The organism is Variovorax sp. PvP013 (genome assembly GCF_050435945.1).
Classification (GTDB): Bacteria; Pseudomonadota; Gammaproteobacteria; order Burkholderiales; family Burkholderiaceae_C; genus Variovorax.
Map to the genome: position 1 here is coordinate 68,301 of NZ_JBNDLF010000011.1, position 25,928 is coordinate 94,228.

At 70.9% G+C, this 25,928-nt stretch carries 24 protein-coding genes; 17 read left to right on the forward strand and 7 right to left on the reverse strand.

The window, feature by feature from the left end; genetic code table 11:
- Positions 1–9 precede the first annotated feature (9 nt).
- From ABID77_RS20310 to ABID77_RS20340, 7 genes are all read left to right on the forward strand, one after another.
- The gene (locus ABID77_RS20310) at positions 10–456 is read left to right on the forward strand and encodes a type II 3-dehydroquinate dehydratase (protein ID WP_429599925.1); all 447 of its coding nucleotides are present in this window, start codon (positions 10–12) and stop codon (positions 454–456) included.
- Positions 457–482: 26 nt separating this feature from the next.
- Complete coding sequence (locus tag ABID77_RS20315; RefSeq protein ID WP_429599928.1) at positions 483–1,088, forward strand: TRAP transporter small permease; 606 nt, start codon at positions 483–485, stop codon at positions 1,086–1,088.
- The gene (locus ABID77_RS20320) at positions 1,085–2,365 is read left to right on the forward strand and encodes a TRAP transporter large permease (protein ID WP_429599788.1); all 1,281 of its coding nucleotides are present in this window, start codon (positions 1,085–1,087) and stop codon (positions 2,363–2,365) included. Before ABID77_RS20315 ends, ABID77_RS20320 begins: the two co-directional genes overlap by 4 nt.
- A 48-nt stretch (positions 2,366–2,413) precedes the next feature.
- Positions 2,414–3,418 carry a TRAP transporter substrate-binding protein gene (locus tag ABID77_RS20325; RefSeq protein ID WP_429599791.1) on the forward strand — a complete coding sequence of 335 codons (1,005 nt, stop codon included), beginning with the start codon at positions 2,414–2,416 and terminating at the stop codon, positions 3,416–3,418.
- Positions 3,419–3,486: 68 nt separating this feature from the next.
- Positions 3,487–5,724, forward strand: a complete 2,238-nt coding sequence (locus ABID77_RS20330) for an S-layer homology domain-containing protein (protein WP_429599793.1) — start codon at positions 3,487–3,489, stop codon at positions 5,722–5,724.
- 31 nt (positions 5,725–5,755) lie between these two features.
- Complete coding sequence (locus ABID77_RS20335; RefSeq protein WP_429599795.1) at positions 5,756–6,019, forward strand: helix-turn-helix domain-containing protein; 264 nt, start codon at positions 5,756–5,758, stop codon at positions 6,017–6,019.
- A 3-nt stretch (positions 6,020–6,022) separates the two neighbouring features.
- Positions 6,023–7,318: a M16 family metallopeptidase gene (locus ABID77_RS20340; RefSeq protein ID WP_429599797.1), complete on the forward strand. Its 1,296-nt coding sequence runs from the start codon at positions 6,023–6,025 to the stop codon at positions 7,316–7,318.
- 36 nt (positions 7,319–7,354) lie between these two features.
- Here the strand turns inward: ABID77_RS20340 and ABID77_RS20345 are convergent, their stop codons facing one another.
- A complete protein-coding gene (locus ABID77_RS20345; RefSeq protein ID WP_429599799.1) occupies positions 7,355–7,948 on the reverse strand; it encodes a TetR/AcrR family transcriptional regulator in 594 nt (197 codons plus the stop codon).
- 157 nt (positions 7,949–8,105) lie between these two features.
- Here ABID77_RS20345 and ABID77_RS20350 point away from each other — a divergent pair, with 157 nt between their 5' ends.
- Positions 8,106–9,215: a catalase family protein gene (locus ABID77_RS20350; protein ID WP_429599802.1), complete on the forward strand. Its 1,110-nt coding sequence runs from the start codon at positions 8,106–8,108 to the stop codon at positions 9,213–9,215.
- A 10-nt stretch (positions 9,216–9,225) separates the two neighbouring features.
- On the forward strand, positions 9,226–10,308 hold the full coding sequence (locus ABID77_RS20355) for a catalase family protein (RefSeq protein WP_429599804.1): 1,083 nt from the start codon (positions 9,226–9,228) through the stop codon (positions 10,306–10,308).
- Positions 10,309–10,362: 54 nt separating this feature from the next.
- Here the strand turns inward: ABID77_RS20355 and ABID77_RS20360 are convergent, their stop codons facing one another.
- Positions 10,363–10,923 (reverse strand): ATP-dependent Clp protease proteolytic subunit, encoded by a 561-nt coding sequence (locus tag ABID77_RS20360; protein WP_429599806.1) that lies wholly within the window; start codon positions 10,921–10,923, stop codon positions 10,363–10,365.
- Positions 10,924–11,115: 192 nt separating this feature from the next.
- Here ABID77_RS20360 and ABID77_RS20365 point away from each other — a divergent pair, with 192 nt between their 5' ends.
- The 5 genes from ABID77_RS20365 (at position 11,116) to ABID77_RS20385 (ending at position 17,205) form a co-directional block, all read left to right on the forward strand.
- A complete protein-coding gene (locus tag ABID77_RS20365; protein WP_429599808.1) occupies positions 11,116–12,465 on the forward strand; it encodes an alpha/beta fold hydrolase in 1,350 nt (449 codons plus the stop codon).
- Entirely contained in the window at positions 12,462–14,006 is a 1,545-nt protein-coding gene (locus tag ABID77_RS20370) for a GMC family oxidoreductase (RefSeq protein WP_429599811.1), read from the forward strand. Before ABID77_RS20365 ends, ABID77_RS20370 begins: the two co-directional genes overlap by 4 nt.
- 4 nt (positions 14,007–14,010) lie before the next feature.
- Entirely contained in the window at positions 14,011–15,042 is a 1,032-nt protein-coding gene (locus ABID77_RS20375) for an SMP-30/gluconolactonase/LRE family protein (protein WP_429599814.1), read from the forward strand.
- A gap of 75 nt (positions 15,043–15,117) precedes the next feature.
- Positions 15,118–16,320 (forward strand): SMP-30/gluconolactonase/LRE family protein, encoded by a 1,203-nt coding sequence (locus tag ABID77_RS20380; RefSeq protein ID WP_429599817.1) that lies wholly within the window; start codon positions 15,118–15,120, stop codon positions 16,318–16,320.
- Between the two features lie 90 nt (positions 16,321–16,410).
- On the forward strand, positions 16,411–17,205 hold the full coding sequence (locus tag ABID77_RS20385; protein ID WP_429599819.1) for an SDR family oxidoreductase: 795 nt from the start codon (positions 16,411–16,413) through the stop codon (positions 17,203–17,205).
- Positions 17,206–17,940: 735 nt separating this feature from the next.
- Here ABID77_RS20385 and ABID77_RS20390 read toward each other — a convergent pair.
- Positions 17,941–18,282: a hypothetical protein gene (locus ABID77_RS20390; protein WP_429599821.1), complete on the reverse strand. Its 342-nt coding sequence runs from the start codon at positions 18,280–18,282 to the stop codon at positions 17,941–17,943.
- A gap of 165 nt (positions 18,283–18,447) precedes the next feature.
- On the opposite strand from ABID77_RS20390, the gene ABID77_RS20395 reads away from it, so the two are divergent.
- The 3 genes from ABID77_RS20395 (at position 18,448) to ABID77_RS20405 (ending at position 21,871) form a co-directional block, all read left to right on the forward strand.
- Entirely contained in the window at positions 18,448–20,013 is a 1,566-nt protein-coding gene (locus ABID77_RS20395) for an NYN domain-containing protein (protein WP_429599824.1), read from the forward strand.
- A 120-nt stretch (positions 20,014–20,133) separates the two neighbouring features.
- Complete coding sequence (locus ABID77_RS20400) at positions 20,134–20,355, forward strand: hypothetical protein (RefSeq protein WP_429599827.1); 222 nt, start codon at positions 20,134–20,136, stop codon at positions 20,353–20,355.
- A gap of 319 nt (positions 20,356–20,674) precedes the next feature.
- Positions 20,675–21,871, forward strand: coding sequence for an acyl-CoA dehydrogenase family protein (locus ABID77_RS20405; protein ID WP_429599829.1), 1,197 nt, complete (start codon positions 20,675–20,677; stop codon positions 21,869–21,871).
- Positions 21,872–21,902: 31 nt separating this feature from the next.
- On the opposite strand, the gene ABID77_RS20410 is transcribed toward ABID77_RS20405, so the two are convergent.
- The 4 genes from ABID77_RS20410 to ABID77_RS20425 are packed head-to-tail and all read right to left on the reverse strand — an operon-like array spanning position 21,903 to position 25,915.
- Positions 21,903–22,910: a Gfo/Idh/MocA family protein gene (locus tag ABID77_RS20410; RefSeq protein ID WP_429599832.1), complete on the reverse strand. Its 1,008-nt coding sequence runs from the start codon at positions 22,908–22,910 to the stop codon at positions 21,903–21,905.
- Complete coding sequence (locus ABID77_RS20415) at positions 22,907–24,025, reverse strand: ABC transporter ATP-binding protein (protein WP_429599835.1); 1,119 nt, start codon at positions 24,023–24,025, stop codon at positions 22,907–22,909. Before ABID77_RS20415 ends, ABID77_RS20410 begins: the two co-directional genes overlap by 4 nt.
- A 23-nt stretch (positions 24,026–24,048) precedes the next feature.
- On the reverse strand, positions 24,049–24,939 hold the full coding sequence (locus ABID77_RS20420) for a carbohydrate ABC transporter permease (RefSeq protein WP_429599837.1): 891 nt from the start codon (positions 24,937–24,939) through the stop codon (positions 24,049–24,051).
- A 4-nt stretch (positions 24,940–24,943) separates the two neighbouring features.
- Entirely contained in the window at positions 24,944–25,915 is a 972-nt protein-coding gene (locus tag ABID77_RS20425) for a carbohydrate ABC transporter permease (RefSeq protein WP_429599838.1), read from the reverse strand.
- Positions 25,916–25,928: the final 13 nt, after the last annotated feature.

Sequence of the window (25,928 nt, forward strand, 5' to 3'; positions counted from 1 at the left end):
GGGCCTGCCATGAAGATCCTCGTCCTGCACGGCCCCAACCTGAACCTGTTCGGCCGCCGCGAGCCGCACATCTACGGCACCACCACCCTGGCCGAGATCGACGCGCGCCTGGCGCGTCTGGCCGCCGAACTCCAGGTCGAACTGCTGACGCTGCAGTCGAACCACGAGGGCGCCCTGATCGACTTCCTGCACGCGCACATCGACATCGCGCAGGGCGCGCTGGTGAACCCGGCCGGACTCACGCAGCACGGCGTGCCGCTGCACGACGCCATCAAGGCGATGCCGTTCCCCTCGATCGAGGTGCACATGTCCAACATCGCCGCGCGCGAGGCCTGGCGCGCGCACTCGATCATCTCGCCGGCCGTGAAGGCCACGGTGCAGGGCTTCGGTCCGCAGTCGTACCTGGCGGCGCTGCGCGCGCTGGTCGAGACGCTGCGCGAAGCGGCGCCGCGCTGAACCGGACCCCGGACGCTCCCATGGCCCTGGGTCGCTGGATCGATCGCGTCTGCCGCGTGCTCGAAGGCGTCATCGCCGCCATGCTGGCGGTGATGGTGGTGCTGGTGTTCGGCAACGTCGTGCTGCGCTACGGCTTCAATTCCGGCATCACGGTCTCCGAGGAGGTCTCGCGCTGGCTGTTCATCTGGATGACCTTCCTGGGCGCGATCGTGGCGCTGCGCGAGCACGGCCACCTCGGCGTCGACATGGTGGTCCAGAAGCTGCCGCCGGCGGGCAAGAAGATCTGCCTGGCGATCGGCCACCTCGTCATGCTCGGCATCGTGGGGCTGCTGTTCCAGGGCAGCCTGGCGCAGGCCCGGATCAACTGGGACGTCACCGCGCCGACCACCGGCGCCTCGATGGCGATCGTCTACGCGTCGGCCATCGTCTTTGCCGTCATGGCCGCGATCATCCTGCTGCTCGACCTGTTCCGCCTGCTCACCGGCCGCATCGCCGACGCCGATTTGGTGATGGTGCAGGAGTCCGAGGAGGCCGTGCAGCTGCGGCAGATCCTGGGCGAGCATCCGGTCGGAGCCATCGAGGCCTCGGCATCCCCCGAATCCCGCGCCGACGCGCCGAGGAAACTCCCATGACGATTCTCGTCTTCGTCGGCGCGCTGCTGGCGTCGATGGCGCTGGGCATCCCCATCGCCTTCTCGCTGCTGGCCAGCGGCGTGGCGCTGATGTGGCATCTCGACCTGTTCGACGCCCAGATCCTGGCGCAGAACCTGATCGGTGGCGCCGACAGCTTCCCGCTGCTGGCCGTGCCCTTCTTCATGCTCGCCGGCGAGATCATGAACGTGGGTGGCCTGTCCAGGCGCATCGTCGACTTCGCGCTGGCGCTGGTCGGCCACGTCAAGGGCGGGCTGGGCTACGTGACCATCATGGCGGGGTGCCTGCTGTCGGCGCTGTCGGGCTCGGCCGTGGCCGACGCGGCGGCGCTGACCGCGCTGCTGCTGCCGATGATGGTCAAGGCCGGCCACGACAAGGCGCGCGCCGGCGGCCTGATCGCCGCGACCGGCGTCATCGGACCGGTGATCCCGCCGAGCATCGGGCTGGTGATCTTCGGCGTGGCGGCCAACGTGTCGATCTCCAAGCTGTTCCTCGCGGCGATCGTGCCGGGCCTGCTGATCGGCGCGGCGCTGTGGTTCACCTGGGCCTGGCTGGTGCGGCGCGAGAGGATCGCGCCGCCGCCGCGCAAGTCCGGCGCCGAGATCGCCCGGGCCTTCCGCGATGCGCTGTGGGCGCTGATGCTGCCGCTGATCATCCTGGTGGGCCTGCGCATGGGCATCTTCACGCCGACCGAGGCGGCGGTGGTGGCGGCGGTCTACGCGCTGTTCGTGTCGACCGTCGTCTACCGCGAACTGGGCTGGCGCGACCTCCGCGGCGTCTTCGTCGGCGCCGCCAAGACCAGCGCCATCGTGATGTTCCTGATCGCCGCGGCCATGGTCAGCGCCTGGCTCATCACGGTGGCGGACCTGCCCTCGAAGGTCATCGAGCTGCTGCGGCCGTTCATGGACAACAAGCTGCTGCTGATGTTCGCGATCATGCTGCTGGTGATGGTCGTGGGCACCGCCATGGACATGACGCCCACCATCCTGATCCTGACGCCGGTGCTGATGCCGGTGGTCAACGCCGCGGGCATCGACCCGGTGTACTTCGGCGTCATGTTCATCATCAACAACTCGATTGGACTGGTCACGCCGCCGGTGGGCACGGTGCTCAACGTGGTGGCGGGCGTGGGCAAGATGTCGATGGACGACGTCACGCGCGGCGTCGTGCCTTTCATGATCGCCGAGTTCGCCGTCATGTTCCTGATGGTGCTGTTCCCGTGGCTCGTGACCTGGCCGGCGAAGCTGTTCACCGGCTGAGCAGGACCTGGCTCCCTTCCCCCCAAAAAACTCCCAGGAGACGACTTCATGAAAAAACTGTCCGCAGCCCTCGCCGCCGTGACTTTCTGCGCGCTGGCCGCCTCGGGCGCCGGGGCCCAGGTCAAGGAGCGCACGCTCAAGTTCGCCTTCCAGAACCAGACCGGGCACCCGCAGGCGCAGGGCGCGCAGAAGTTCGCCGACCTCGTGTCGGAGCGTTCGGGGAAGAAGATCACCGTCAAGCTGTTCCCGGGCGGCAGCCTGGGCGGCGACCTGCAGACCGTGTCGGCGCTGCAGGGCGGCACGCTCGACCTCACGGTGCTCAACGCCGGCATCCTGACCGCGCAGGTCAGGGAGTTCGCCGCCTACGACCTGCCGTTCCTGTTCGACAGCGCGCAGGAGGCCGACGCCGTCACCGACGGCCCGTTCGGCCGCCGGCTGATGGCCCGGCTGGAGGAGAAGAACCTGCACGGCCTGGGCTACTGGGACCTGGGCTTCCGCAACCTGACCAACAGCAAGCGCCCGATCGCCAAAGCCGACGACATCGCCGGGCTGAAGATCCGCGTGATCCAGTCGCCGATCTACATCGACCTGTTCAACGCGCTGGGCGCCAACGCGACGCCGATGCCGTTCCCCGAGCTGTATTCGGCGCTCGACCAGAAGGCCGTCGACGGGCAGGAGAACCCCAACACGACCATCCTGGCGTCGAAGTTCGCCGAGGTGCAGAAGCACCTCACGCAGACCCGCCACATCTACAACCCGCAGGCGCTCCTCGTCGCCAAGAAGACCTGGGACGGCATGAGCGCCGAGGAGCGCAAGCTCGTCGAGGAGGCCGCCGCCGAGGCGACGCGCTTCCAGCGCACCGTCTCGCGCGGCGAGGCCGACAAGGCGCTGGCGGCACTCAAGACCGCCGGCATGACCGTCACCGAACTGCCGCCGCAGGAGGTCGCCAAGCTGCGCGCCAAGACCCAGCCGGTGTTCGACAAGTTCGCCGCCAACGTCGGCGCCGAGACCATCAACGAACTCAAGGCCGAGATCGCCAAGGTGCGCAAGTAGGCCGCCGCCGGCCGCCGATCCCGCGCCGCGCACCCGCGCGCATTCCCGAAGAATCCCGGAGACATCCCATGACGCACCCGACCTTTCCGCGCGCGCAGGCCGCCGACGACCTGCGCGCCCTCGACCCCGACGCCCCGCTGACCGGACGCATCTCGCGCCGCCTGTTCGCCCGGCTGCTGGGCCTGTCCGCCACGCTCGGCGCCGGCGCGGCCCTGTCGGGCTGCGGCGGCAGCGACGACCGCGATGTCGCCACGCCCGCGCCCGCGCCGACCCCCACGCCGACGTCGCCCGGCGCCAAGCCCCTGACGCGCGGCGAGTTCGTCGCCACGGTCTCGGATCACTTCGACTGGGTGCATTCGTCCGAGTACAACGACCAGTACAAGGCCGCGCAGCCGACCTTCTCGGACGTGAAGTTCGGCGAGACGCCCTACGCCAAGCAGATCGAGACCGCGCTGGAGGAGTCGATCGTTTCCGGCGCGGGCGGTCCGTTCCAGCCCACGCGCGCGGTAAGCCGGGAGGACGCGGCCGACGTCTACGTCAAGGCCTTCAAGATCCCGGCCGCCGCCACCGACGCGCTGGCCGGTTTCACCGACGCCGCCGGCATCGCCGCCGCCCGGCGCGCCAGCGTGGCCGCGATGGTCGCGGCGGGCTACATGAAGGGCGCGAGCGGCACGACCTTCGATGCGGCCGGCACGCTCTCGGTCGACGAGGCCAAGGCGATCCTGGCGGCCATCACGTCGCGCCAGGTGTCGCCGCCGCAGGTGATGTGCAAGGCCGGCACCACGGCGCCGCGCCGCTACGTGCGCATCTCCACGCCGACCGACGGCGCGGTCATCCGCTACACCGTCACCTTCGACGGCAGCGAGCCGGCCGACCCGCTGACGGCGGGCGCGGTCTACGACTTCACGGCCGACGGCGTGCTGCAGTTCGTCAATCCGCTGACCTCGACCACCGACGCGCGCTTCTACCGCCTGAAGGCCGTGGCGACGAAGAACGGCTTGGCCACCAGCGCCGTGCGCGAGTTCACTTGGAACATCGTGCGCCCGGCCGTCGGCGCCTTCCAGGCCAAGCTGATGCACGCGGGCAGCGCCACGGCGCCGACGGTCTGGAAGATCAACAACCCGGCCGAGTACTTCCAGGCCTTCGTCTTCTACATCGAGGGCAGTGCGCGCGGCCTGGTCTTCGACGCCGGCGAGTACGGCTACCAGAAGGCCAACCTCAAGGCCTTCATCGACACCCTCGCCACCAAGCCCTACGACGTGCTGGTCGGCCACAACCATCCCGACCACGCCGAGCAGATCTACAACTTCACCTCGGCCGGGGTCACGCTGTACGCCTCGGCGATCGAGAAGGCGGCGTTCATCGCCTCGACCCGTGCCGACTTCCAGGCCGCCGGTCGCGCCGCCGTGGCGATCGACGACGGCCAAGTGCTCGACCTGGGCAACGTGCAGGGCACGGCCTGGATCCAGCCCGGCCACACCAACGGCACCGCCACCTTCATCGTCAACCAGACCGGCTGGGTCTTCGGCTCCGACATGTGGGGCTGCAACCGCCCGCACACCGCCGACACCACGCAGTACCAGAGCGTGAAGGTCGACCTGTTCCTCTCGCTCACGCGCCAGCTCATCGTCAACTACCGGCGCAGCAGCACCAGCGGCCAGATCGTGGAGGTGACCAACGCCCACCAGGAGACCTCGGTGGGCATCGAGTGCGTGAACAACTTCGTCCAGTGCTTCCAGCAGCTCATCGACGAGGGCAACGCCGTCGCCAGACCGTCCATCCGCGGCGGCACCAAGGGCGGCGACCGCATGAGCATCGTGGGCGACATGTGGCGCGACAAGAACTGGATGGCGATCGGCCCGATCGGCAAGTACGCCAATCCGGTCGACTACCTGACGCAGCCGACCACGGCCTTCCCGTGCGGCGCCACGGTCAACTACAACGCCGCCGACGGCCACCGCAAATATTCGCAGCTCGCCAACGTCGAGATCGACGGCGGCGCGCTGGTGGGCGTGGACGTCCACTGGGCGGCGCCGGCCAACGGCGTGCCCAACCGGCTGCCCGGCAAGTTCGATCCCTGGACCTACGCCTACACCGTGAACGTGCCGCGCGCCACCGGCCGCATCGCCGTGCAGCCCTTCGCGATGTCGGGCAAGGCCAGTGCCCTCCGGGTCGACGGCGCGGCCGTCGCGCAGGGGGCGTCGGCGACGGTCGCGGTGGCGGCCGGCAGCCGCTTCACGATCGAGGTCGTGTCGCCCGACGGCACGGCGACGAGCGTCTACGCGTTCAGCGTCGTCGCGGTCTGAACGCCGGCCCGGGCGCGGCGACAATGCGCCCATGGCTCAAGGCAAGCGAATCTCGACGGACATCGGCGGCGACGCCCTGACAGCGATCCAGGAACTGGGGGCGGCGGCGAAGCGGGCCCGCACGGAGGCCGGCGAGGGCCAGGCCGCAGCGGCCGCGCGCCTGGGCGTGCACGTCCAGACCATCGGCCGCATCGAGACGGGCGAGCCCGGCGTGGCCATCGGGCACGTGCTGGGCCTGCTCGCGCACTACGGCATCGGCATCGACATCCGGCCGCAGCGCCGGGAAGGGCGCTGAGCCATGGTCCTCCACACCCTCGCCAACGGGGTCCGGCTGCTCGCCATCCCCATGCCCCACGTGCAGAGCGCCAGCGTGGGCGTGTTCCTGCGCGTGGGCTCGCGCGACGAGACGGCGGCGTCCAACGGCATCGGCCACGTCCTGGAACACATGGCGTTCAAGGGCACCGCCACGCGCTCGGTGCAGGCCATCAACCTGGACGCGGAGCGGCTGGGCGCGGACGTCAACGCCTTCACCGGCAAGGACATGACCGGCTACTTCATGACCGGCCTGGGCCGGCACGCGCAGCAGCTGCTGCGCATGACCGCCGACATCGTCCTGAACAGCACCTTCCCCGAGGCCGAACTGCGGCGCGAACTCGACGTGATCCGCCAGGAGGCGATCGAGTACGAGGAGGACCCGCAGGACAGCGCCAGCGACCTGCTCGACCGCGCGCTCTGGGGCGACGACCCGATGGGCCGGCCGGTGATCGGCACCGTCGAGAACATCGAGGGCTTCACCCGGGACGACCTGGTGCGCCACGTGCGGTCCCACCACGTGGCGGAGAAGACGATCGTGGTGGCGGCCGGCAACTTCGACGTCGAGGGATGGCTGGCGCTCGCCGGCGAGCTCTTCGCCGCGATGCCGGCGTCGGCCGACGCGTCCGCGCCGCGCCCTGCGGCGCCGGTGCCGGCGGCGTACGTCGGCGATGCCCTGGCGCAGCGCTTCACGCAGGTGTCGCAGGTGTTCCTGAACGTGGCCTATCCGCTCGCGCCCGCGCGGCCGGACGAGATGCCGCAGCGGCGCTGGCGCCTGGCGGCCTCGCTGGCGGCGCACGTCTTCGGCGAGGGCATGTCCTCGCCCCTGGTCGACACGGTCCGCGAGCGGCTGGGACTGGCCTACACGACCCACGCCATGATGGACGGCGGCGACGTCTGGGCCAACTTCATGGTCCATGCCGTCACCACGCCCGACAAGCTCGACGCGCTGGTGGCGGCCACCGGCGAACTGCTGCGCGCGCACGCCGCCGCGCCCGTCGATCCGGTGCACCTGGAGCGGGCCAAGAACCAGTTGACCGTCGCCCGCGTGCGCACCGGCGAGCGCACCTACGCCACGATGGAGCAGGCCGTCGAGGAGCTGTTCGCCAGCGGCGGCGTGACGCCGACGGACGAGGCGATCGCGATGATCGAGGACATCGGCGCGGACGAGGTGCGGTCGGTCTTCGAGCGCATGCTGGCGCATCCGCCGGCTCTGGCGATCACCGGCAAGGGCGCCAGCGCGAAGACGGCGCGGCGGCTGGCGGCGGTGCTGGCCGGCTGACGAGGGGATCGAGTCCGCCTGCGGCCGCGTCGGACCTCACTCCTCGCGGTCCGTCTCCCGATCCAGCATCCGGGCGGCGACATCCAGCATGGCGCGCACCCGCGCCTCCGGGGCACCCGCCTTGCGCAGGGTCACCGCGCCGGTGGTCAGCGCCATCAGGGCGGCGCTGCCGCTCGACGCACGCCGGGCGGCGAAGCCGCATCCGCGCAACAGGGACGTGAACAGGCGGTCGACCTCGCCCAGGTAGTCCTGGGCGATGCGCCGCACCTCCGCGTCGGTCGGCGCCAGCTCCGTGGCGATGTTGACGAAGAGGCAGCCCTGCGACGGCCGCACGCTGCAGCCGGCGATGGCCAGCACTGCCGCCAGCGCCCGCCGGGGCGTGGGCTCGGCCGCCGCCGCCGCCCGCATGCGCCCGACGAGCTCGTCGGTATAGAGCGCGAGGGCCGCCCACAGGACCTTCTGCTTGGAGCCGAAGGTCGAATAGAAGCTGGAGCGCGCGATGCCCATGGCCGCCAGCAGGTCGTCGAGCGAGGTCGCCGCGTAGCCCTTTTCCCAGAACAGCGCGGTGGCGTGCCTGAGCGCGACGTCCTCGTCGAAGCTTCGGGGCCGACCCACACTTTTCGCTGCCATGGGTCACCTTAGCAGACGCCTCGGGCGGCGCGCGCCGGTGCGGCTCCGGTTGCCGCGTCTCCTGCATCGGCCGCGCTGTGCGCCTACAGCCAAACGAATTCTGGACCGTATGGTTCAAGATGTCCGCCAGATCGGACCCCCACGAAAGGACGCCGTCATGAACCACCCCGCCGCCAGTTCCCCGCCCATTCCCTACACCCCCGCCGTCGAGCGGATCGAGCCGGAGGAGCAGGAGGTCTTCGCCGACCTCGACCGGACGCTGTCGAAGATCCGCGAGAAGACCTTCGAGGACAGCGGGCACGCGCGCCGCAGCGTCCACGCCAAGGCGCACGGCGTGCTGCGGGCACGCCTGAGCGTGCTGAGCGGCCTGCCCGAGACGCTGGCGCAGGGCCTGTTCGCGCAGCCCGGCGCGTACGACGTCCTCATGCGCTTCTCGACCAACCCGGGCGACGTGCTCGACGACAAGGTGTCGGTGCCGCGCGGTCTCGCGCTCAAGGTCTTCGGCGTCCCGGGCGAGCGCCTGCCGGGCTCGGAGGCGGACGTCACGCAGAACTTCGTCTTCGCCGACAGCCCCGCCTTCAGCGCGCCGACGGCGAAGAAGTTCCTCGCCAACCTCAAGCCCCTGGCCGCCACCACCGATGTCGCCGAAGGCGCGAAGAAGGCGCTGTCGGCGACGCTGCGGGTGGCCGAGCGCGTCGTCGAGGCCTTCGGCGGGCAGAGCTCGACCCTGATCTCGATGGGCGGCCACCCGATGACCCACGTGCTCGGCGCCTCCTTCTATTCCGGCGCGGCGCTGCGGTACGGGCGCTACGTCGCCAAGTTCGCGGTCGTGCCGGTGTCGGCGGAACTCGCGGCGCTGGCCGGCGAGGAGGTCGACCTGGACGACCGCCCCGACGGCCTGCGCGAGGAACTGGTGAACTTCGCGCGCGGCCACCGCATGGAATGGGAGCTGCGCGTGCAGCTGTGCACCGATCTCGACAGCATGCCCGTCGAGGACGCCTCGGTGCCGTGGCCGGAGGACCAGAGCCCCTACGTCGCCGTGGCCCGCATCTCGGCCGAGCCACAGGCGGGGTGGAACGAGGCCATCCGGAAGGTCTCCGAGGACGGCATGTTCTTCAGTCCCTGGCGCGGCCTCGCGGCGCACCAGCCGCTGGGCAACGTGATGCGCGCGCGCAGGGCCGCCTACGAGCAGTCCGCCCGCTTCCGCGCCGAGCGCAACGGGACGCCGGTGGTCGAACCGACCGATCTGTCGGCCTTTCCGCTGTGAGGACGATCCGATGACCTACCTGCGCTACAGCGCCGACATCGAGACGCCCGATGCGGACGAGGACGACGCCATCGACGGCATCGTCGAAGCCATGACGCACGAGAGCCGCATCGTGGCCGATCGCGAGGGCCACGCGGTGCGTGCCTCGCACGCCAAGAGCACGGGTCTCCTGGTGGGCACGCTGACGGTGGCCGCCGGTCTGCCGCCCGAGCTGGCCCAGGGCCTGTTCGCCGCGCCGGGGACCCACGACGTCGCCGTGCGGCTGGCCCAGGGCCCGGGCGAGACGCTCGACGACCGGGTGTCGACCCATCGCGGCATGGCCATCAAGGTCTTCGGCGTCCGTGGCGAGAAGCTGCCCGGCCACGCCGACGACACCCAGGACTTCGTGCTGGCCACCGGAACGACCTTTCCGTCGGGGACCGCCAAAGGCTTCCTGCGCGACGCCAGACAGATCGAGAGCGCGACGCCGCTGCCCGAGGGGGTCAAGAGCGCCGTGTCCTCCGTGGCGCGCAACCTCAACAAGGTGCTCAAGGCCGTCGGCACCGAGAGCGCGAAGGCCGACTTCTTCGGTCATCCGTTCAGCCATCCCCTGTCCGAGCCGTACCACAGCCAGGCGCCGATCCGCTATGGCGACCACGTGGCCAAGCTGGGCGCATTCCCGGTATCGCCCCAGCTCCAGGCGCTGGCGGACATCACCGTCGACACGCGGACCGACCCGAACGCCTTCCGCACGGCGGTGGTGGAATTCATGCGGCGTCACGAAGCGGTCTTCGAACTGCGCGCTCAGCTGTGGACCGACGCCGCCACCCAGCCCATCGAGGACGCGGCGGTCGAATGGTCGGCGCAGGAAAGTCCCTATCGCACCGTCGCCACGCTGCGCCTGGCGCCCCAGGAGGCGCACAGCGCGGCCCGGGCCCGCTACTTCGACGACGTCATGACCTTCCGGCCGGCGCACTCGCTGGCCGCGCACCGGCCCCTGGGCTCGGTGATGCGGGCGCGTCTGAAGGTGTACGCGGCGCTGTCGGCCTTTCGGCACCGGCGCAACGGCATCGCGCCGGCGACGCCCTCGGGCATCGAGCACATCCCGGCCTGAGGGCGGCGGGAGCCGCCCGCCCAGCGGCGTCCGCTCCTTCGAGCGGTCCCGGCATCAGACGATGCCGGCGATCAGCTTCATCTTCAGCGCTTCCTTGTCGGAGATGTACCAGTCGGACCGGTTGATCCGTTCCATCAGCGCCTCCAGCGTGACCTCCGTTCCGGCGACGAGGTAGTCGAAGGCCGTGCGCTCCATCTGCAGGGCGCTTTCGATCTCCGACAGCGTGTCCTTCACGAGTGCCTCCATGCCGCGCATCGCGCCCTTGAGTTCGAGGGTCTTGTTCAGGCGGCGCTCGTGCACGAGGAGCATGCAGTCCTTCGTCAGGAAACGGTCCTTCGGGGGGAAGCCGGACATGATGGAGACGCCGGCCGAGTACACCACCGACTTGCCCAGGAAGACGAGGTCGAGGCCGAGCCGGTCGCGCGCCAGCATCACGTCCGTCGCGATGCGCCGTCCGATCTCCGCGTCGCCGCCGGTGGTCGTCAGTTCGAGAAGGATGGGATCGCCACCGTCGACGGCCGCGGCCATCTGCTCCATGAATCTGTCGAGCATGGCGTCGTCGACCTTGCCATGGAGTCGGATGGTGGGGCGCTTGAGAAGTTGATTGGAGATCATGACGGCGTGTGCGGATGGAGGGGATTCGACAAGCGGTCGAGTCTAAATGGGGCCCTCGACAAGGCATTCGACCTACCGCAGGAAGGCCGAACCGTCCCTTTCCGGTCGTGAACGGCGGCATCGATCATGACTCTTACACGAGCGGCCGGATGTGCCGGTCGTCCCGTGTCCACCAACGAATGAACTCCATCGATGAATGATCGTCCCGTGCTATTCATGCTCCATGCGCTCGGCGGCAGCGCGCGCGCCTGGAGCGGCGTCGCCGCCGCGCTGGGCGCCGACTTCGAGACGGTCGCGATCGACCTGCCGGGCTTCGGCGACGCGCGGGACGCGACGGACCTGAGCGTCGTCGGCATGGCCGACCACGTCGCGGCCATCGTGCGGACGCGGGGCGCGTCACGCTGGCTGCTCGTCGGTCACAGCATGGGCGGCAAGATCGCCTCGATCGTCGCCGCGCGCGCCTTGGCCGGCGATCCCGGCCTGTTCGGACTCGCCGGGGTCGTGCTGCTCGCCGGGTCGCCGCCGTCGCCCGAGCCGATGGACGAGGACCGGCGCCGCGAGATGATCGGCTGGGCGGCGCACGGGCCGCTCGACGCCGCTGCGGCCAGGGCCTTCGTCGACGGCAACGTCGGCCGGGCGCTGTCCCCCGATGCCGATCGCCTCGCCCTCGACGACCTCCGGCGCGCGTCCCCGGAGGCCTGGCTGGCTTGGCTCGAACGCGGCAGCCGGGAGGACTGGTCGGGTGAGGTCGGCACGCTCGACCTGCCGGCGCTGATCGTCGCCGGTGGTGCCGATGGCGACCTGGGCGAAGCGGGCCAGCGCGCGACGAACGCGACCGTCTATCCGCGCGCCGTCGTGGCGGTGGAGGAGGGCGCGGGGCACCTGCTGCCGCTGGAGCGCCCGCGCGAGGTGGCCGACCGGATCGCGCGCTTCTGGCACGGGACGGCCGGCACCGGGCCGGCGGTGCCCGGCGCGTTCGCACGCCTGATCGCCTCCGACCGCGTGAGCCGCAGGACGCGCGCCGCGCTGGCGACGCGGGCGCTGGCGGACGCGGCCGATCGCCCACCCGAGGTGCTGTCGCCGACGCAGTTGCGGACCTTGCGCGCCGTGGCCGACCAGGTGGTGCCGCAGACCGGCCCCGCGATCGACCTGGCGGCCCGCATCGACGCGCAACTCGCGGCGGGCAAGGGCGACGGCTGGCGCTTCGCCGACCTGCCGCCGGACCGCGAGGCCCACGCCATGGCGCTCGACGGCCTGGCTGGATTCGGCGACCTCGCCGAGGACGAGCAGCAGGCCACCTTGACCCGGATCGCCGAAGGCGGATTCGAGCGCGCGGCACTGTCCGCGTCGCAGATGGAACACTGGTTCGAGGACCTGCGCGCCGACCTGGTTCGCCTCTGGCTGGCGCATCCCGCGACCCTGGCCCGCATCGGCTTCGACGGTTTCGCCAACGGCGGCGACGGCACGCGCAAGCAGGGCTTCGAGCGGCTCGGCGCCGGCGAGCGCGAGGCGTGGGAACCGCTGATGGAGGTGGCGCGATGAAGCTCGATGTCATGCGACGCCACGACGAGGGCGAGGCCGTCGATGCCGTGGTGATCGGCACGGGTGCCGGCGGGGCGCCGCTGCTGGCGGCACTGGCCGCGCGCGGCCTGCGGGTCGTGGCCCTGGAGGCCGGACGCAACTGGGAGCCGGGCGAGCACACGCCCGACGAGGCCGAGGGCACCGACATTAACTGGATGGAGGAACGCCTGAGCGGCGGTGCCACCCCGACCGCCTTCGGCCCCAACAACAGCGGCACCGGCGTAGGCGGATCGACCCTGCACTGGGGCGCCTTCACGCCGCGCCCTGATCCGCGCGACCTGAAGCTGCGCACGCTGGCGGGCGTGGGCCACGACTGGCCGATCGACCACGCCGAACTCGTCGGCTACATCGAACGGGTCGAACGCTTCATCGGCGTGTCCGGGCCGTCCGGCTATCCCTGGGACCCCGAGCGCCGCTACCCGCTGCCGCCCGCGAAGCGCAACGCCTCGGCGGACATGATGGCGCGCGGCTGCGCCGCGCTCGGCATCCGGACCGCGGACGCGCCGGCGGCGCTGGTCTCGCGCGACTGGCGGCAGGAGGGCGGCGGCCTGCGCCAGGCCTGCGTGAACTGCGGCTCGTGCCACCAGGGCTGCCGCAACGCGTCCAAGGCCAGCATGGACACGACCTACCTGCCATCGGCGGTGGCGCACGGCGCCGAGATCCGCCCCGGCTGCCGGGTCCACGGGATCGAGCGCGACGCCGCCGGCCGGATCACCGGCGTCGTCTACCGGCAGCACGGCGTGGACCGCCGGCAGCGCTGCGCGGCGCTGTTCGTCTGCGCCGGCGGCGTCGAGACGCCGCGGCTGCTGCTCCACACCGGCCTGGCCAACGGCAGCGGGCAGGTTGGGCGCAACTTCATGGCCCACGGCGCGACGCAGGTCTGGGGTCGCTTCGACACCGAGATGCGCGGGCACCGGGGCTATCCGTCGTCGCTGCTGACCGAGGACACCCTGCGCCCCGCCGACGCCGATTTCGCGGGCGGCTACCTGATCCAGAGCCTGGGCGTGATGCCCGCCACGCTGGCGACCACGATGACCCGGGGCGCCGGACTGTGGGGCCGGGCGCTGGTGGACGCGGTCGACGGCTACCGCTTCATGGCCGGCGTCGGCATCAACGCCGAATGCCTGCCGTCCGAGGGCAACCGGCTGGTGCTCTCGGACGAACTCGACGCCTTCGGCATGCCCAAGGCGGTCGTCAGCTTCGGCCCCGGGGCCAACGAGGAGGCCATCGACCGGCACGCGACGCGGACGATGCGCCGCATCGTCGAGGCCGCCGGCGCCACCGAGACGATGGTGCTGCCGCGCACCGCGCACACCATCGGCACCTGCCGCATGGGCACCGACCGCGAGACCGCCGTGGTCGATTCCGACGGCCGCAGCTTCGACATCGACAACCTGTGGATCTGCGACAACTCGGTGTTCCCGAGCGCGCTCGTGGCCAACCCGGCCCTGACGATCATGGCGCTGTCGCTGCGCACGGCGGACCGTTTCCTGGAAGGCTGAATCGATGATCCGACGCGACCCCTCCCCGCACCCGGACGGCGTCACCCGCCGTGGCGCGATGGCGACCGCGACGGCCTGGGGACTGGCGGCGCTGGCGGGGCCGGCGCGGGCCGCGACCTCGGCCGTCGTCGTCCAGTCCGAGGGCCGGGCGCTGGCCGGCCTGGTCGATCCGGCGGCGGTGGCACGCACCGTGTACGTCTCCGGCCGCTGGTGCGAGGGGCCAGTCTGGTCGCCCGCCGATGGCGGACTGGTGTTCAGCGACGTGCGCGCCGACTGCCTGATGTGCCTGCGCGCCGACCGGTCCGCCGAGGTGCTGCGCGACCCGTCGAACAACGGCAACGGCAACGCGCTCGACCGCCAGGGCCGGCTGTTGTCGTGCGAGCACCGCGGCCGCGCCCTGGTGCGGCGCGAGGCCGGCGGCCGGTGGACCGTGCTGGCCGATCGCCACGAGGGACGGCGCCTGAACTCCCCCAACGACGTGGCGGTGTCGGCCGACGGCGCCATCTGGTTCACCGACCCGGTCTTCGGCATCACGCAGCCCGACGAGGGCCTGCAGGCCGAGCCCGAGCAGCGCGCGCGCAATGTCTTCCGGCTCGGCGCCGACGGCCGCCTGACGGTGGCGAGCGACAGTTTCGACCAGCCCAACGGCATCGCCTTCTCGCCGGACTTCAGGACGCTGTACGTGTCGGAGGCGGGCGCGGCGCTCGACCCCGACGGCGGCGGCCGGGAGATCCGCGCCTTCGACGTGGCGGACGACGGCCAGCTGCGGCGCGAACGCGTCTTCGCCCGCCTGGGCACCGGCGTGCCCGACGGCCTGAAGACCGACGAGACGGGCTGCGTCCACGCGGCCACCGCCGACGGCATCCGCATCTGGTCGGCGGCGGGCGAAGCGCTGGGCGCCATCCGCACGGCCTCCGTGTGCGGCAACCTGGCGTTCGGCGGCGCCGACGGCCGGACGCTGTTCATCTGCAACGGCGCGAACGTCCTCGCGCTGCCGATGCGCGTCCGCGGCGCGGCCTGGGCGCGGAATCCCTAGCGGGCCGCCGGCGCGACCTCGTCCCGGACGCCTTCCGATGCCTTCCTCCCTCCGATCACGACCTTTCACGACACCATGAATCCCTCGTCTCCCATCCCGCGCCGGCACGTGCTGGCCAGCACCCTCGGTGCCGCGCTCGCGGCGGGTTGTGCCGGCGCCGGACCGCTGACGTCGTCGGCGCCTTCGACCTCGATCCCGACGAACTCGGACCGGAGCGCGCTGGAGCTGGTGCGCCGCATGCAATGCCCGTCCACGCCGACCGGCATCGCGTTCTCGCCCGGCGGCAGGCTGTTCGTCTTCATGCCGCGCTTCGACGCCAAGGTGCCCTACACGGTCGGCGAGGTGGATGCCGACGGGCGGGTGACGCCGTACCCCGACGCGGCCACCAACCGGCCGGACCCGGCGCGCCCGCAGGCAACGCTGGTGCACGTGCCCAACGGCGTGTTCGACGCGGCCGGCCGGCTGTGGCTGCTCGACGCCGGCCTCGCGGGCGGTTCGGGCCCGCCGATGACGGGCGCCGCCAAGCTGGTGTGCATCGACATCGCGACGAACCGGGTGCTGCGCGTGGTGCCGCTCGCCGGCGCGGTGGTGCCGACCTCCTCGCTCAACGACCTGCGCGTGCGCGCCGGCGGCAGCGGACGCGAGGTGGCCTACGTCACCGACCAGGGCCAGGACGGCCAGGGCGCGATCGTCGCCGTCGACCTCGCCAGCGGCCGCGCGGTGCGGCGCCTCGCCGGGCACGGCAGCACGGCCTCGGTCAAGGGCGTGCTCAAGATCGTCGAGGGCCGGCCGGTGGAGAAGGTCGACGCCGCCGGCAACCGCCAGCCGGTGCAGGGTGGCGCCAACGGCATCGCGCTGAGCCACGACGGCCGCACGCTCTACTACGCGCCGCTGATCGGGCGGCGCCTCTACGGCGTCGACACGGCGGCCTTGCTCGACGCGCCGAGCGACGCCGCGGTGGCCGCCACCGTCAGGGACCTGGGCGAGAAGGGCATGACCGGCGGCCTGGCCTGCGACGACCGCGACCGCGTGTACCTGACGCTTCAGGAAGCCGCCGCGATCGCGCGCCGCCATCCCGACGGCCGCATCGAGGTCCTGGCAAGCGATCCACGCCTGCTGTGGCCCGACACCTTCCACCTCGCGGCCGACGGCTGGCTGTACGTCAACGCTGCGCAGGTGCAGCGCCGGGCCGAGTACCGGGGCGGTGACGACCAGCAGAAGCCGCCCTACGATCTGTTCCGGCTGCGCATCGACGCGGGGCCGGCGGCCGTGGGCTGATCCCCGACGGCCGCACGAGCGACGAAGGGCGCCGGATGGCCCGGCGCCCGCCGTCGCCTTCCTTCATCCTTCACACGAAACTCGCCGACCATGGATCTGCAACTCAAGTCGAAGCACGTGCTCGTCACCGGCGGCAGCAAGGGGATCGGGCTGGCCTGCGCGCGGGCGTTCCTCGGCGAAGGCGCGAGCGTCACGCTGATCGCCCGCGACGCCGGGCGACTGGAAACCGCGCGCCAGGCACTGGCGGACGCCTTCCCGGCATCCCGCGTGCACGGGATCGCGGCCGACCTGACGCAGGCCGACGCCGCGGCCGATGCGGTGGCGCGGGCGCAGCAGGCCCTCGGACCCATCGACATCCTGGTCAACTCGGCGGGCGCCGCCCGACGCACCGCGCCGGACGAGCTGACGCCCCGGCACTGGCACGACGGCATGGACGCCAAGTACTTCACCTACATCCACGTGATCGACCCCGTCGTCAAGGCCATGGCCGCGCGCGGACAGGGCGCGATCCTCAACATCGTCGGCATGGGCGGGAAGATGGCCACGCCGACGCACCTTGCCGGCGGTGCCGCCAACGCGGCCCTGATGCTCGCGAGCGTGGGCCTGGCAGCGGCCTACGGTCGCCAGGGCGTGAGGGTCAACGTCATCAATCCGGGCATCACGCGCACCGATCGCATGGACGAGGGGCTGGCCGCCGAGGCCGGCAGGACGGGAGCCACCAAGGAGCAGGTGCTGGCGCGGACCAGCGAGCGCCTGCCGCTGGGCCGCCCGGCCAGCCCGGAGGAGATCGCCGATGCGGCGGTGTTCCTCTGCTCGCCCCGGGCCGGCTACGTCTCCGGCGCGGTCCTGTCGATGGACGGCGCGGCGACCCCGACGGTGGTGTGAGATCCGTCCGGTCCCGGGGTGGCGCGGGCGGACCGTCGGCCAGAAGACCGAAAGGGATTCGCGCTACACCGGGCATGCACTGGAGGACGTTCGACGTCGTCACGCGCCTGCGTCGGACCGAGATCGTCCCGATTGTTAACATAAGTTGTGTTGTATGACTTTCAGGGGGTAGGGCCGCCTCATCGAATCGGTCCGTCATGTCCACGACGCGCAGGAACCGTCCACCAGCCACGTGGGCGGCCTTCGCTCGCCACGTTCGGAGCCGTCCCCGAGGGCGGATGCCTTGGCGATCGACAGGAGCGCTCCGTCGGATCACGCGCACCATGAACTTCGGGATGGCGAGGAAGTCGTGGCCGCGCTTGTTGAAGGGCACGCTGGCCGGCCGCGCGTTGCCGTTGCGGTCGGTGGTGCGGGTCTCGATGACGGGTCGTCCGGCGCGGGTGCGAACGGAAAGCGCGGTATCGAAGGCGTTGCGGCTGCAGGACCGGGACACCGGCGTGATGCAGTTGTGGAAGTTCCACCGGGCCCCGCCCCGGTCGTCACGGCCGAGGTCGGTCGGGAGGCCGACGTCCTTGACGACCGAAGGATGGAAGCGGCCCGGTCCGCGACCCGCGTCGCCGAGGGTCAGCCGGCCGCCGGCTTCGGCGGCCGCGTGCGCCATCGAGGGCGCGGCGGCCACCGCGCCGCGAGCCGGGGCGGTGGCGAAGAACCGCCGACAGCCGCTCGGCGGTCAGGTCACGCGACGATCCAGTCCTTCAGCGACGACGGAAGGTCCGTGACCGCGTAATGATGGACCTGGGGTTCGCGGTCGAAGACCTTGCCCAGGAAGGCGGGCGGAATGACCGGCTGCAGGTAGAGCGGACCCACGAAGGCCCGGACGTGCGCCATCGATTCCCAAAGCGACAGCACGACCACCTCGACCGTGCCGTCGCCCGCGTCGTTGAACAGGGCGTTGACCCGCAGGTTGCCGGGCGCCTGTCGCATGCGGCCGAACACCATGCGTTCCATGTCGCTGCGGCACTCCTCCTGGATGTCGGCATGGATCCAGAAAGTCCAGGCACGAAGAATGTGACTCATGCGGGCTGTCCTTCAAACGAGCCGTCGGTGTCGGGTCGCACGGACCACAGGGGCGCAAACCTTAACCAAATTCCCACCGCCGGTACAGAGGCGCACCGCGCATGGCGCGTCGAGAATCGACGCTCGCGATACCCGCATCCGCCACGACCGAGATCCCCCGTTTCCATGAAGATTGCCCTGTTCGTCGACTTCGACAATGTGTACTCCGGCCTGCGCCGCCTCAGCGCCGAGGCGGCGGAGCGCTTCTCCCGCCAGCCGCTGCGCTGGCTGCAATGGCTGACCGACGGACTGGATTCCGGGACGTCGCCCGGCGCGACGACCGATCCGCGACGGGTGCTGGTGCGGCGCTGCTACCTCAACCCGGTCATGTACCAGACCTATCGCCGGGCGTTCCAGGAGGCGGGTTTCGAGATCGTCGACTGCCCGCCCATGACGGCCACCGGCAAGACCTCGACCGACATCCACCTGGTGCTCGACACCATGGACGCATTGCTGGACGCCACGCGCTTCGACGAGTTCATCGTCTTCTCGGCCGACGCCGACTTCTCGCCGCTGCTGCGCCGGCTGCGGCGTCACGACCGGCGCACGGTGGTGTTCGCCGCCGGCGCGATGTCGGAGTCTTACAAGGCCTCGGCCGACCGGGTCATCGACCTCCAGACCTTCTTGCACGACGCGCTGGAGATCGCTTCGCCGGAGGACGAGGACGACCTGTCGCTCGGGCTGGACGGCGGCGCCGCCGGCGCCGGCCGGCCGGGCGACGACCTGCGCCGGCAATGCAGCGACGAGGTCCACCGCATTGTGATGCAGGCGACCGCCCCGGTGCCCCTTCCCTTCCTGGCCCAGGCGCTCCAGCGCCGCATCGCCGGGCTGCGCGAGAGCCGCTGGGACGGCACGGGATCGTTCGCCGGCCTGATGCGGCAACTCACCGTGCCGGGCGTGATGTTCGATTTCCAACAGGACGTGGCGGTCGATTCGCAGCGCGGCGCGGAGCGGCCGGGGAGCGCCGCGACGGTCATGGATCCGGAGGCCGTCGCCGGTGTCGCCCTGCACGAGCGGCGCGCCGTTGCCACCGCCGGCGCGGCGGCGGAGGTTGCCGTGGAGCCCTTGGACGAGCGGGCCGGCCAGATCGTCAGGCGCCTGGTCGAAGGCGCATCGGAGCCGGTGCATCTGGCGACCGTCGCCCAGGTGCTGCGCCGGCAGCTGCCCGAACTCCTGGGGGGGTGGGCGGGCGCGCCGAGCCTGGCGGCGTTCCTTGCGCGGCTGGACCTGGGCGCGCTGCAGCGCACGGTGCTGGAAAACGGCAAGACGGCCGTGCTTTACGACCCGGCGCGCCACGAGGCGCCCCTGGGCATGGTGGGCGACCGGCTGGTCGCGGGCATGCTCCGCGCGGCCGAGCTGCCCGAACTCCGTGGCGCGGAGCTGGTCGGCCTGCTCGCCGCGGCGCGGCCCTTCATGGGCACGACCGACCGCTTCGAGATCGCCAGCGTGAGCCGGGCGGTCGTCGAGGCGATGTCGACCCGGGGCGCGAGGACGTCGCCGCGCCGCGCCGCGGCCGTGCTCCAGGCGTTGATCTTCGGCGGCCTGGACGCGAACCGGCCCTATGTGGACGAGGCCGACCTGCTGGCCGCCGCCTTGGGCGTCATCCTCTCGGCCTGGGAGCGCGAGACGATGGCGCCGCCCGACGAGGAGACCAGGCATCGTCTGGTCGGATGGTTGGGACTGGATGCGTGATGGGGATGTCGGCCGGTGTCGATCGCCGTGTCGGCCGGCGCCCGCCCGCCTGCGAGTCCTACAGCCGCGTGCCATCCGGCTGGGAAAAATCGTCGCACCTCCACTCGAAAGAAGCACATCATGAATCGCTCTTCCACAGACCAGGGCCAGCGCGTCAACGAACCCGCGACGGTGTCCGGCGACGAAGCCGACATCGGCGAGCAGGATCCGCAGCGCCTGAAGGATCGCATGGCCGAAGCCGGTCGAGGATCGGACGATCGATTGAAGGACGCCGAAGACAAGGCCGAGGACGATGCGACCGCCGTGAAGCCGGACCACCGCCAGAACGACGCCGGACAGTGAATCCGCCCGACGCGCTAAATCCCCTAACGGGATAGCGATCGAGGATTCAGGGATTCAGGGATTCAGGGATTCAGGGATTCAGGGATTCAGGGATTCAGGGATTCAGGGATTCAGGGATTCAGGGATTCAGGGATTCAGGGATTTTATTTGTTGCGGATGTCATTCTCGGCATGACACATGGACTCGATCGCGATGGCGTTAGCAGCAATCGACCGACGGTGCCCGCGCCCATCACCGTGTCGTCCGAAGCCACCGATGCGACAGGAACGATCGGACAACCATCGGAAGATCGTCGTCTCCACGTCAAAGGACCGCCCCCATGTTCACCCCCTGCCCCACCGAACGCAGCCGCTTCGTGGCCGAGCGCGTCGAGGCCTTCGTGCGCGACGTGATCGCGCCCTACGAGCGCGACCCGCGCGCCGGCGCCCACGGCCCCTCGGCCGAACTGGTCGCCGAGATGCGTGCCAAGGCCCGCGACGCCGGGCTGATGACGCCGCACATCCTGCCCGACGGCAGCCACATGACGCAGCTGGAGACCGCCGCCGTGCTCAAGCGCTCGGGCCTGTCGCCGCTCGGTCCGGTGGCGGTGAACACCATGGCGCCGGACGAGGGCAACATGTTCCTGCTCGGTCAGGCGGCCACGCCGGCGCAGCGGGAGCGCTTCCTGCACAAGCTGGTGAGCGGCCATGCCCGCTCGGCCTTCTTCATGACCGAACCGGCGGCCGAGGGCGGCGCGGGCTCCGACCCGTCGATGCTGCGGACCCAGGCCGTGCGCGCGGGCGACGGCTGGCGCATCGACGGCCGCAAGGCCTTCATCACCGGCGCGGACGGCGCCGAGGTCGGCATCGTCATGGCCCGCACCAGCGAGGACGGCGAGCCGGTCAAGGCGACCATGTTCCTCGTCGACCTGCCCCACCCCGCCATCCGCATCGAGCGCGTGCTCGACACCATCGACAGCTCGATGCCCGGCGGCCACGCCTTGATCGCCATCGACGACCTGCGGGTATCGGACGACCAGGTGCTGGGCGAGCTTCACGCGGGCTTCCGCTACGCGCAGGTGCGGCTGTCGCCGGCGCGGCTGTCGCACTGCATGCGCTGGTTCGGCTCGACCGTGCGCGCGCACGAGATCGCCACCGCCTATGCCGTCGACCGCAAGGCCTTCGGCAAGCCGCTGATCGACCACGAGGGCGTCGGCTTCATGCTGGCCGACAACCTGATCGACCTGCAGCAGGCCGCGCTGATGATCGACTGGTGTGCCGGCGTGCTCGACGGCGGCTCGCAGGGCACCGCCGAGAGCTCCATGGCCAAGGTGGCGGTCTCCGAGGCCCTCTACCGCGTCGCCGACCGCTGCGTGCAGGTCATGGGCGGTGCCGGGGTCTCGGGCGACACCATCGTCGAACAGGTGTTCCGCGAGGTGCGCGCCTTTCGCATCTACGACGGCCCGACCGAGGTCCACAAATGGTCGCTGGCCAAGAAGATCAAGCGCGAAGCGCTCGGCGGCGTGCGCCCGGCCTGAGGGCCGATCGCCGGCGCCCGCGTGTCGGCGGTCAGCGGGGGTCCTCGGTCCCGCCCCGCCGGTACACCGCCTCGACCAGCGCCAGGGTCCGCAGGTTGTCGGCGGGTTCGGTCTCGAAGGGGTGGCCGTGCGCCAGCGCGTCGACGAAATGCGCGATCGTCGCCGCGTAGGAGGCGAGGTAGCACGCGGGCATGTCGTAGCGCCGCTCGTCGGGGTACGCACCCACGCAGCTCAACGTGTCCTCGGCGAGTTCGATCGTCCCCCGCGTGCCGATCAGGGTGAGCCGGTCGGCCTGGGCCGGCGGACGGCCGTGGACCGACAGGTTGGCCAGCAGCGACACCGGGGCGTGCGAGGCGGTCTCGAAGGACATGAAGGCACGGTCCTCTCCCCGCATCGCGGCGCTGCCGCGCCCGAGGCGCGCGTGCACCAGCGTCAGTTCGCCCAGCAGGAAGCGGAGCGTGTCGACGTGGTGGATCAGGATCTCCATCACCAGCGCGCGATCCAGGCCGGCGACGAAAGGCTGGCGCTCGAGCGCGGGCAGCCGACCCGCCTCGTCCGGCAACAGTCCGGAGGTCAGCAGCGTCAGGCTCGCCTGCACCACGTCGCCGATGCGGCCCTCGGCCAGCCAGGCGGCGAGGTCGCGGTAGTACGGACGGAAGCGCCAGTTCTCGTGGACCATGAGCCGGCAGCGGGGCGCCACCTCGTCGGCCAGCGCCCGCGCCTCGTCGAGCGTGGGCGCCAGGGGCTTCTGGCACAGCACGGCCAGGCCGCGCCGTGCCGCCGCGCGCACGATGTCGGCGTGGAACTCGCGCGGCGCCGCCACGTCGACGGCATCGAGCGGCATCGCGTCGAACATGTCCCGTGCATCGGCGAACACCCGCTCGATGCCGAACTCCCGCGCCCGCGCGTGGGCCTTGGCCGGATCGGGGTCGGCGATCGCCACGACGGTGGCACGGTCCGCCAGGGATCGCCAGCCGGCCAGGTGATGCGCCGTGACCCAGCCCGCGCCGACCAGACCGATGCGCAGGCGCTGCGTCATGGCGTGCCGGCGTCCGTCGCCGGAATCGCCTTCTCGGTGGCGGCGTCGAACAGGTAGAGCGCGTGGTCGGGAACGCTCAGGCCCACGCGATCGCCGATGGCGGCGTCGACGTCGCGGTGCAGCCGCACCATGACATCGCCGGCGCCCTCCTCCAGGGCGACCATGAGCAGGGTCTCCGCGCCCAGCGGCTCGACGGCCGAGACGATGCCGCGCAGCGTGCGGCCGTCCGTGCGGTGTTCGTGCAGCCGGAGTTCCTCGGGCCGCACGCCGACGAGCAGATCGCCCGAGGCCGGCAGCGCGGCGGGCGCCCAGCGCCCGAGCGGCAACGCGCTGCCGCCGAGCAGGGCCATCGCGGGCGACGCTCCCGGCGCGATCCGCGCCTCGAGGATGTTCATCGGCGGGTTGCCGAGGAAGCGCGCGACGAACGCATCGGCCGGCCGGCGGTAGACGTCCAGCGGCTTGCCGACCTGGGCGATGCGACCCTTGTTCATGACGCAGATCCGCTGGCCCATGGTCATGGCCTCGACCTGGTCGTGCGTGACGTAGATCATGGTCGCGCCCAGCCGGTGGTGCAGGCGCACCAGCTCGTTGCGCGTGTTCACCCGCAGCGCCGCGTCGAGGTTCGACAGCGGTTCGTCGAACAGGAAGACCTTGGGCTCGCGCACGATCGCGCGGCCCAGCGCCACCCGCTGCCGCTGGCCGCCCGAGAGCGCCGCGGGCTTGCGCGCGAGCAGCTCGTTCAGGCCCAGGATGTCCGCGGCCGACTTCACCCGGGCGGCGATCCGATCGGCGTCGACCTTGCGGCGCCGCAGGCCGAAGGACAGGTTCTCGGCCACGGTCATGTGCGGATAGAGCGCATAGGACTGGAACACCATGGCGATGTCGCGGTCCTTGGCGGGCACCTCGTTGACCTTGCGGGTGTCGATGACCAGGGAGCCGTCGCTGATCGCCTCCAACCCCGCGATCATGCGCAGCGTGGTCGACTTCCCGCAGCCCGAGGGGCCGAGCAGGACCATGAACTCGCCGTCCTGAACGGACAGCGACACGTCGTCGACGGCGGGCTGCGCGGTGTCCCTGTAGCGCTTGACGATGTTCTCGAGATGGACTGCTGCCACGGTGGTCTTCCGGTCGTTGGTGGTTACTTGACGGCGCCCGCCGTCATGCCCTGGATGAGCTTTTCGGAGAAGAAGGCGTAGAGCACCACGACCGGAATGACGGCGATCATCATGCCGGTGGCGATCATGCCGATGTCCTGGAAATAGTCGCCCATGTAGGCCCGGATGCCGATGGGCAGCGTGCGCGCGCCCTGGTCGCTCAGCAGCACCACCGCGAACAGGAACTCGTTCCACAGCTGGATGAAGTTCAGAATGATGGTGGTCGCGATCGCCGGCATGCCCACCGGCAGCACGATGCGCCAGAAGATCTCGAAGTCCGAGTAGCCGTCCATCTTGGCGGCGTCGAACAGGTCCTGGGGGATGCGCGCGAAGAAGCCTTCGAGCAGGTAGACCGTCAGCGGCAGCTGCAGGCTCACGTACACGATCGTCAGGCCGAGCCGGGAGTTGTAGAGGTCGTACTCCACCAGCACCTGGAACAGCGAGATCAGGATGATCTGCGGCGGAAAGACGATCGAGCTGAACAGGACGAAGTAGACCAGCCGGTTGCCGCGGAAGTTGTAGCGCGCCAGGCAGTGCGCGGCCGCCGCGCCCAGCAGCGTGACGATGGCGACCGCCGAGACGACGACGAGCGTGCTGTTCCAGAAGTACTGGGCGAAGTTCGAATCCACCCAGGCGATGCGGAACTTCTCCCAATGGAAGGTCTCGGGCCAGGCGAAGTGCCGCGCGCTGATCTCGGCGGTCGTGCGCACCGACATCGTGCCGATCCAGACGAAGGGCAGCGCCGAGTAGAGCGTGTAGAGCACCACGGCGGCCATGAGTCCGCCGTTGCGCAGCATGCGCGACAGCGTCGCGGCCACCGAGTCGCGGTGCTCGACCCCGACGGGCGCGTCGAGCGTGGAGGCGTTCGAAGTCATGGGATCAGTACTCCATGCGCTCGCGGCGACGGAACAGGAGGTTGAAGAGGACCACGAACCCCACCACCACGAAGAACCACACGACGGCGATCGCCGACGGGTAGCCGAGGTCGAAGGTGTTCCAGTTGAAGGCCCGCTTGTAGACGTAGGTCGACACCGTCTCGGTCGACCATACCGGCCCGCCCTCGGTCATGATCCAGACCAGGTCGAAGACCTTCATCTTGCCGATGAAGGCGAGGATGTAGAGGTTCAGCAGCGTCGGCCAGAGCATCGGCACGATGATGTCGACGAGCTTGTGCCACCAGCCGCAGTTGTCGAGTTCGGCCGCCTCCAGGACCTCGGAGGGCAGCGAGTGCAGCGCGGCCAGGCACACCACCATGTTGAAGCCGGCCCATTTCCAGGCATGGGTGACGATCAGCGAGCCCAGCGCGAAGCGCGGATCGCCCAGCCAGGCCTGGGCCCAGTGCCCGAGCCCCAGCCCGCGCAGCAGGGCGTTGACGACGCCCCAGTCGTAGTTGTAGATCCAGACCCACATGATCCCGACCACCACGTAGGACAGCAGCACGGGCGTGAACCACGCGATCCGCAGGAAGCGCGAGAACGGCACGCCGGCGTACAGGCACAGCGCCAGCAGCAGCCCGACCACCACGTCGAGGATCGGGCCGACGACCGACCAGATGGCGGTGTTGCGCACCGCCGCCCAGAACGTGCGGTCCTTGAACACCTCGGCGTAGTGGGCCCAGCCGACGAACTCCGCGGAAGCCAGGTCGGCCACGTTGAAGAAGCTGTTGTAGAAGGTGCGCGCCACCGGATAGGCCGTCAGCGCTGCGTAGACGATCAGCGCCGGCGCGAGGAACAGCATCACCGTCGGCAGCGAGGCGCGCCGGGAATCGGCCTCCGGCGCGGCGAGCCAGGTCGCCAGCGTGCGGCGCAGCGCCGCGGCGACGCCGGGAGTCCCGGGAGCACGATCGCTCATGTCGATCTCCGCG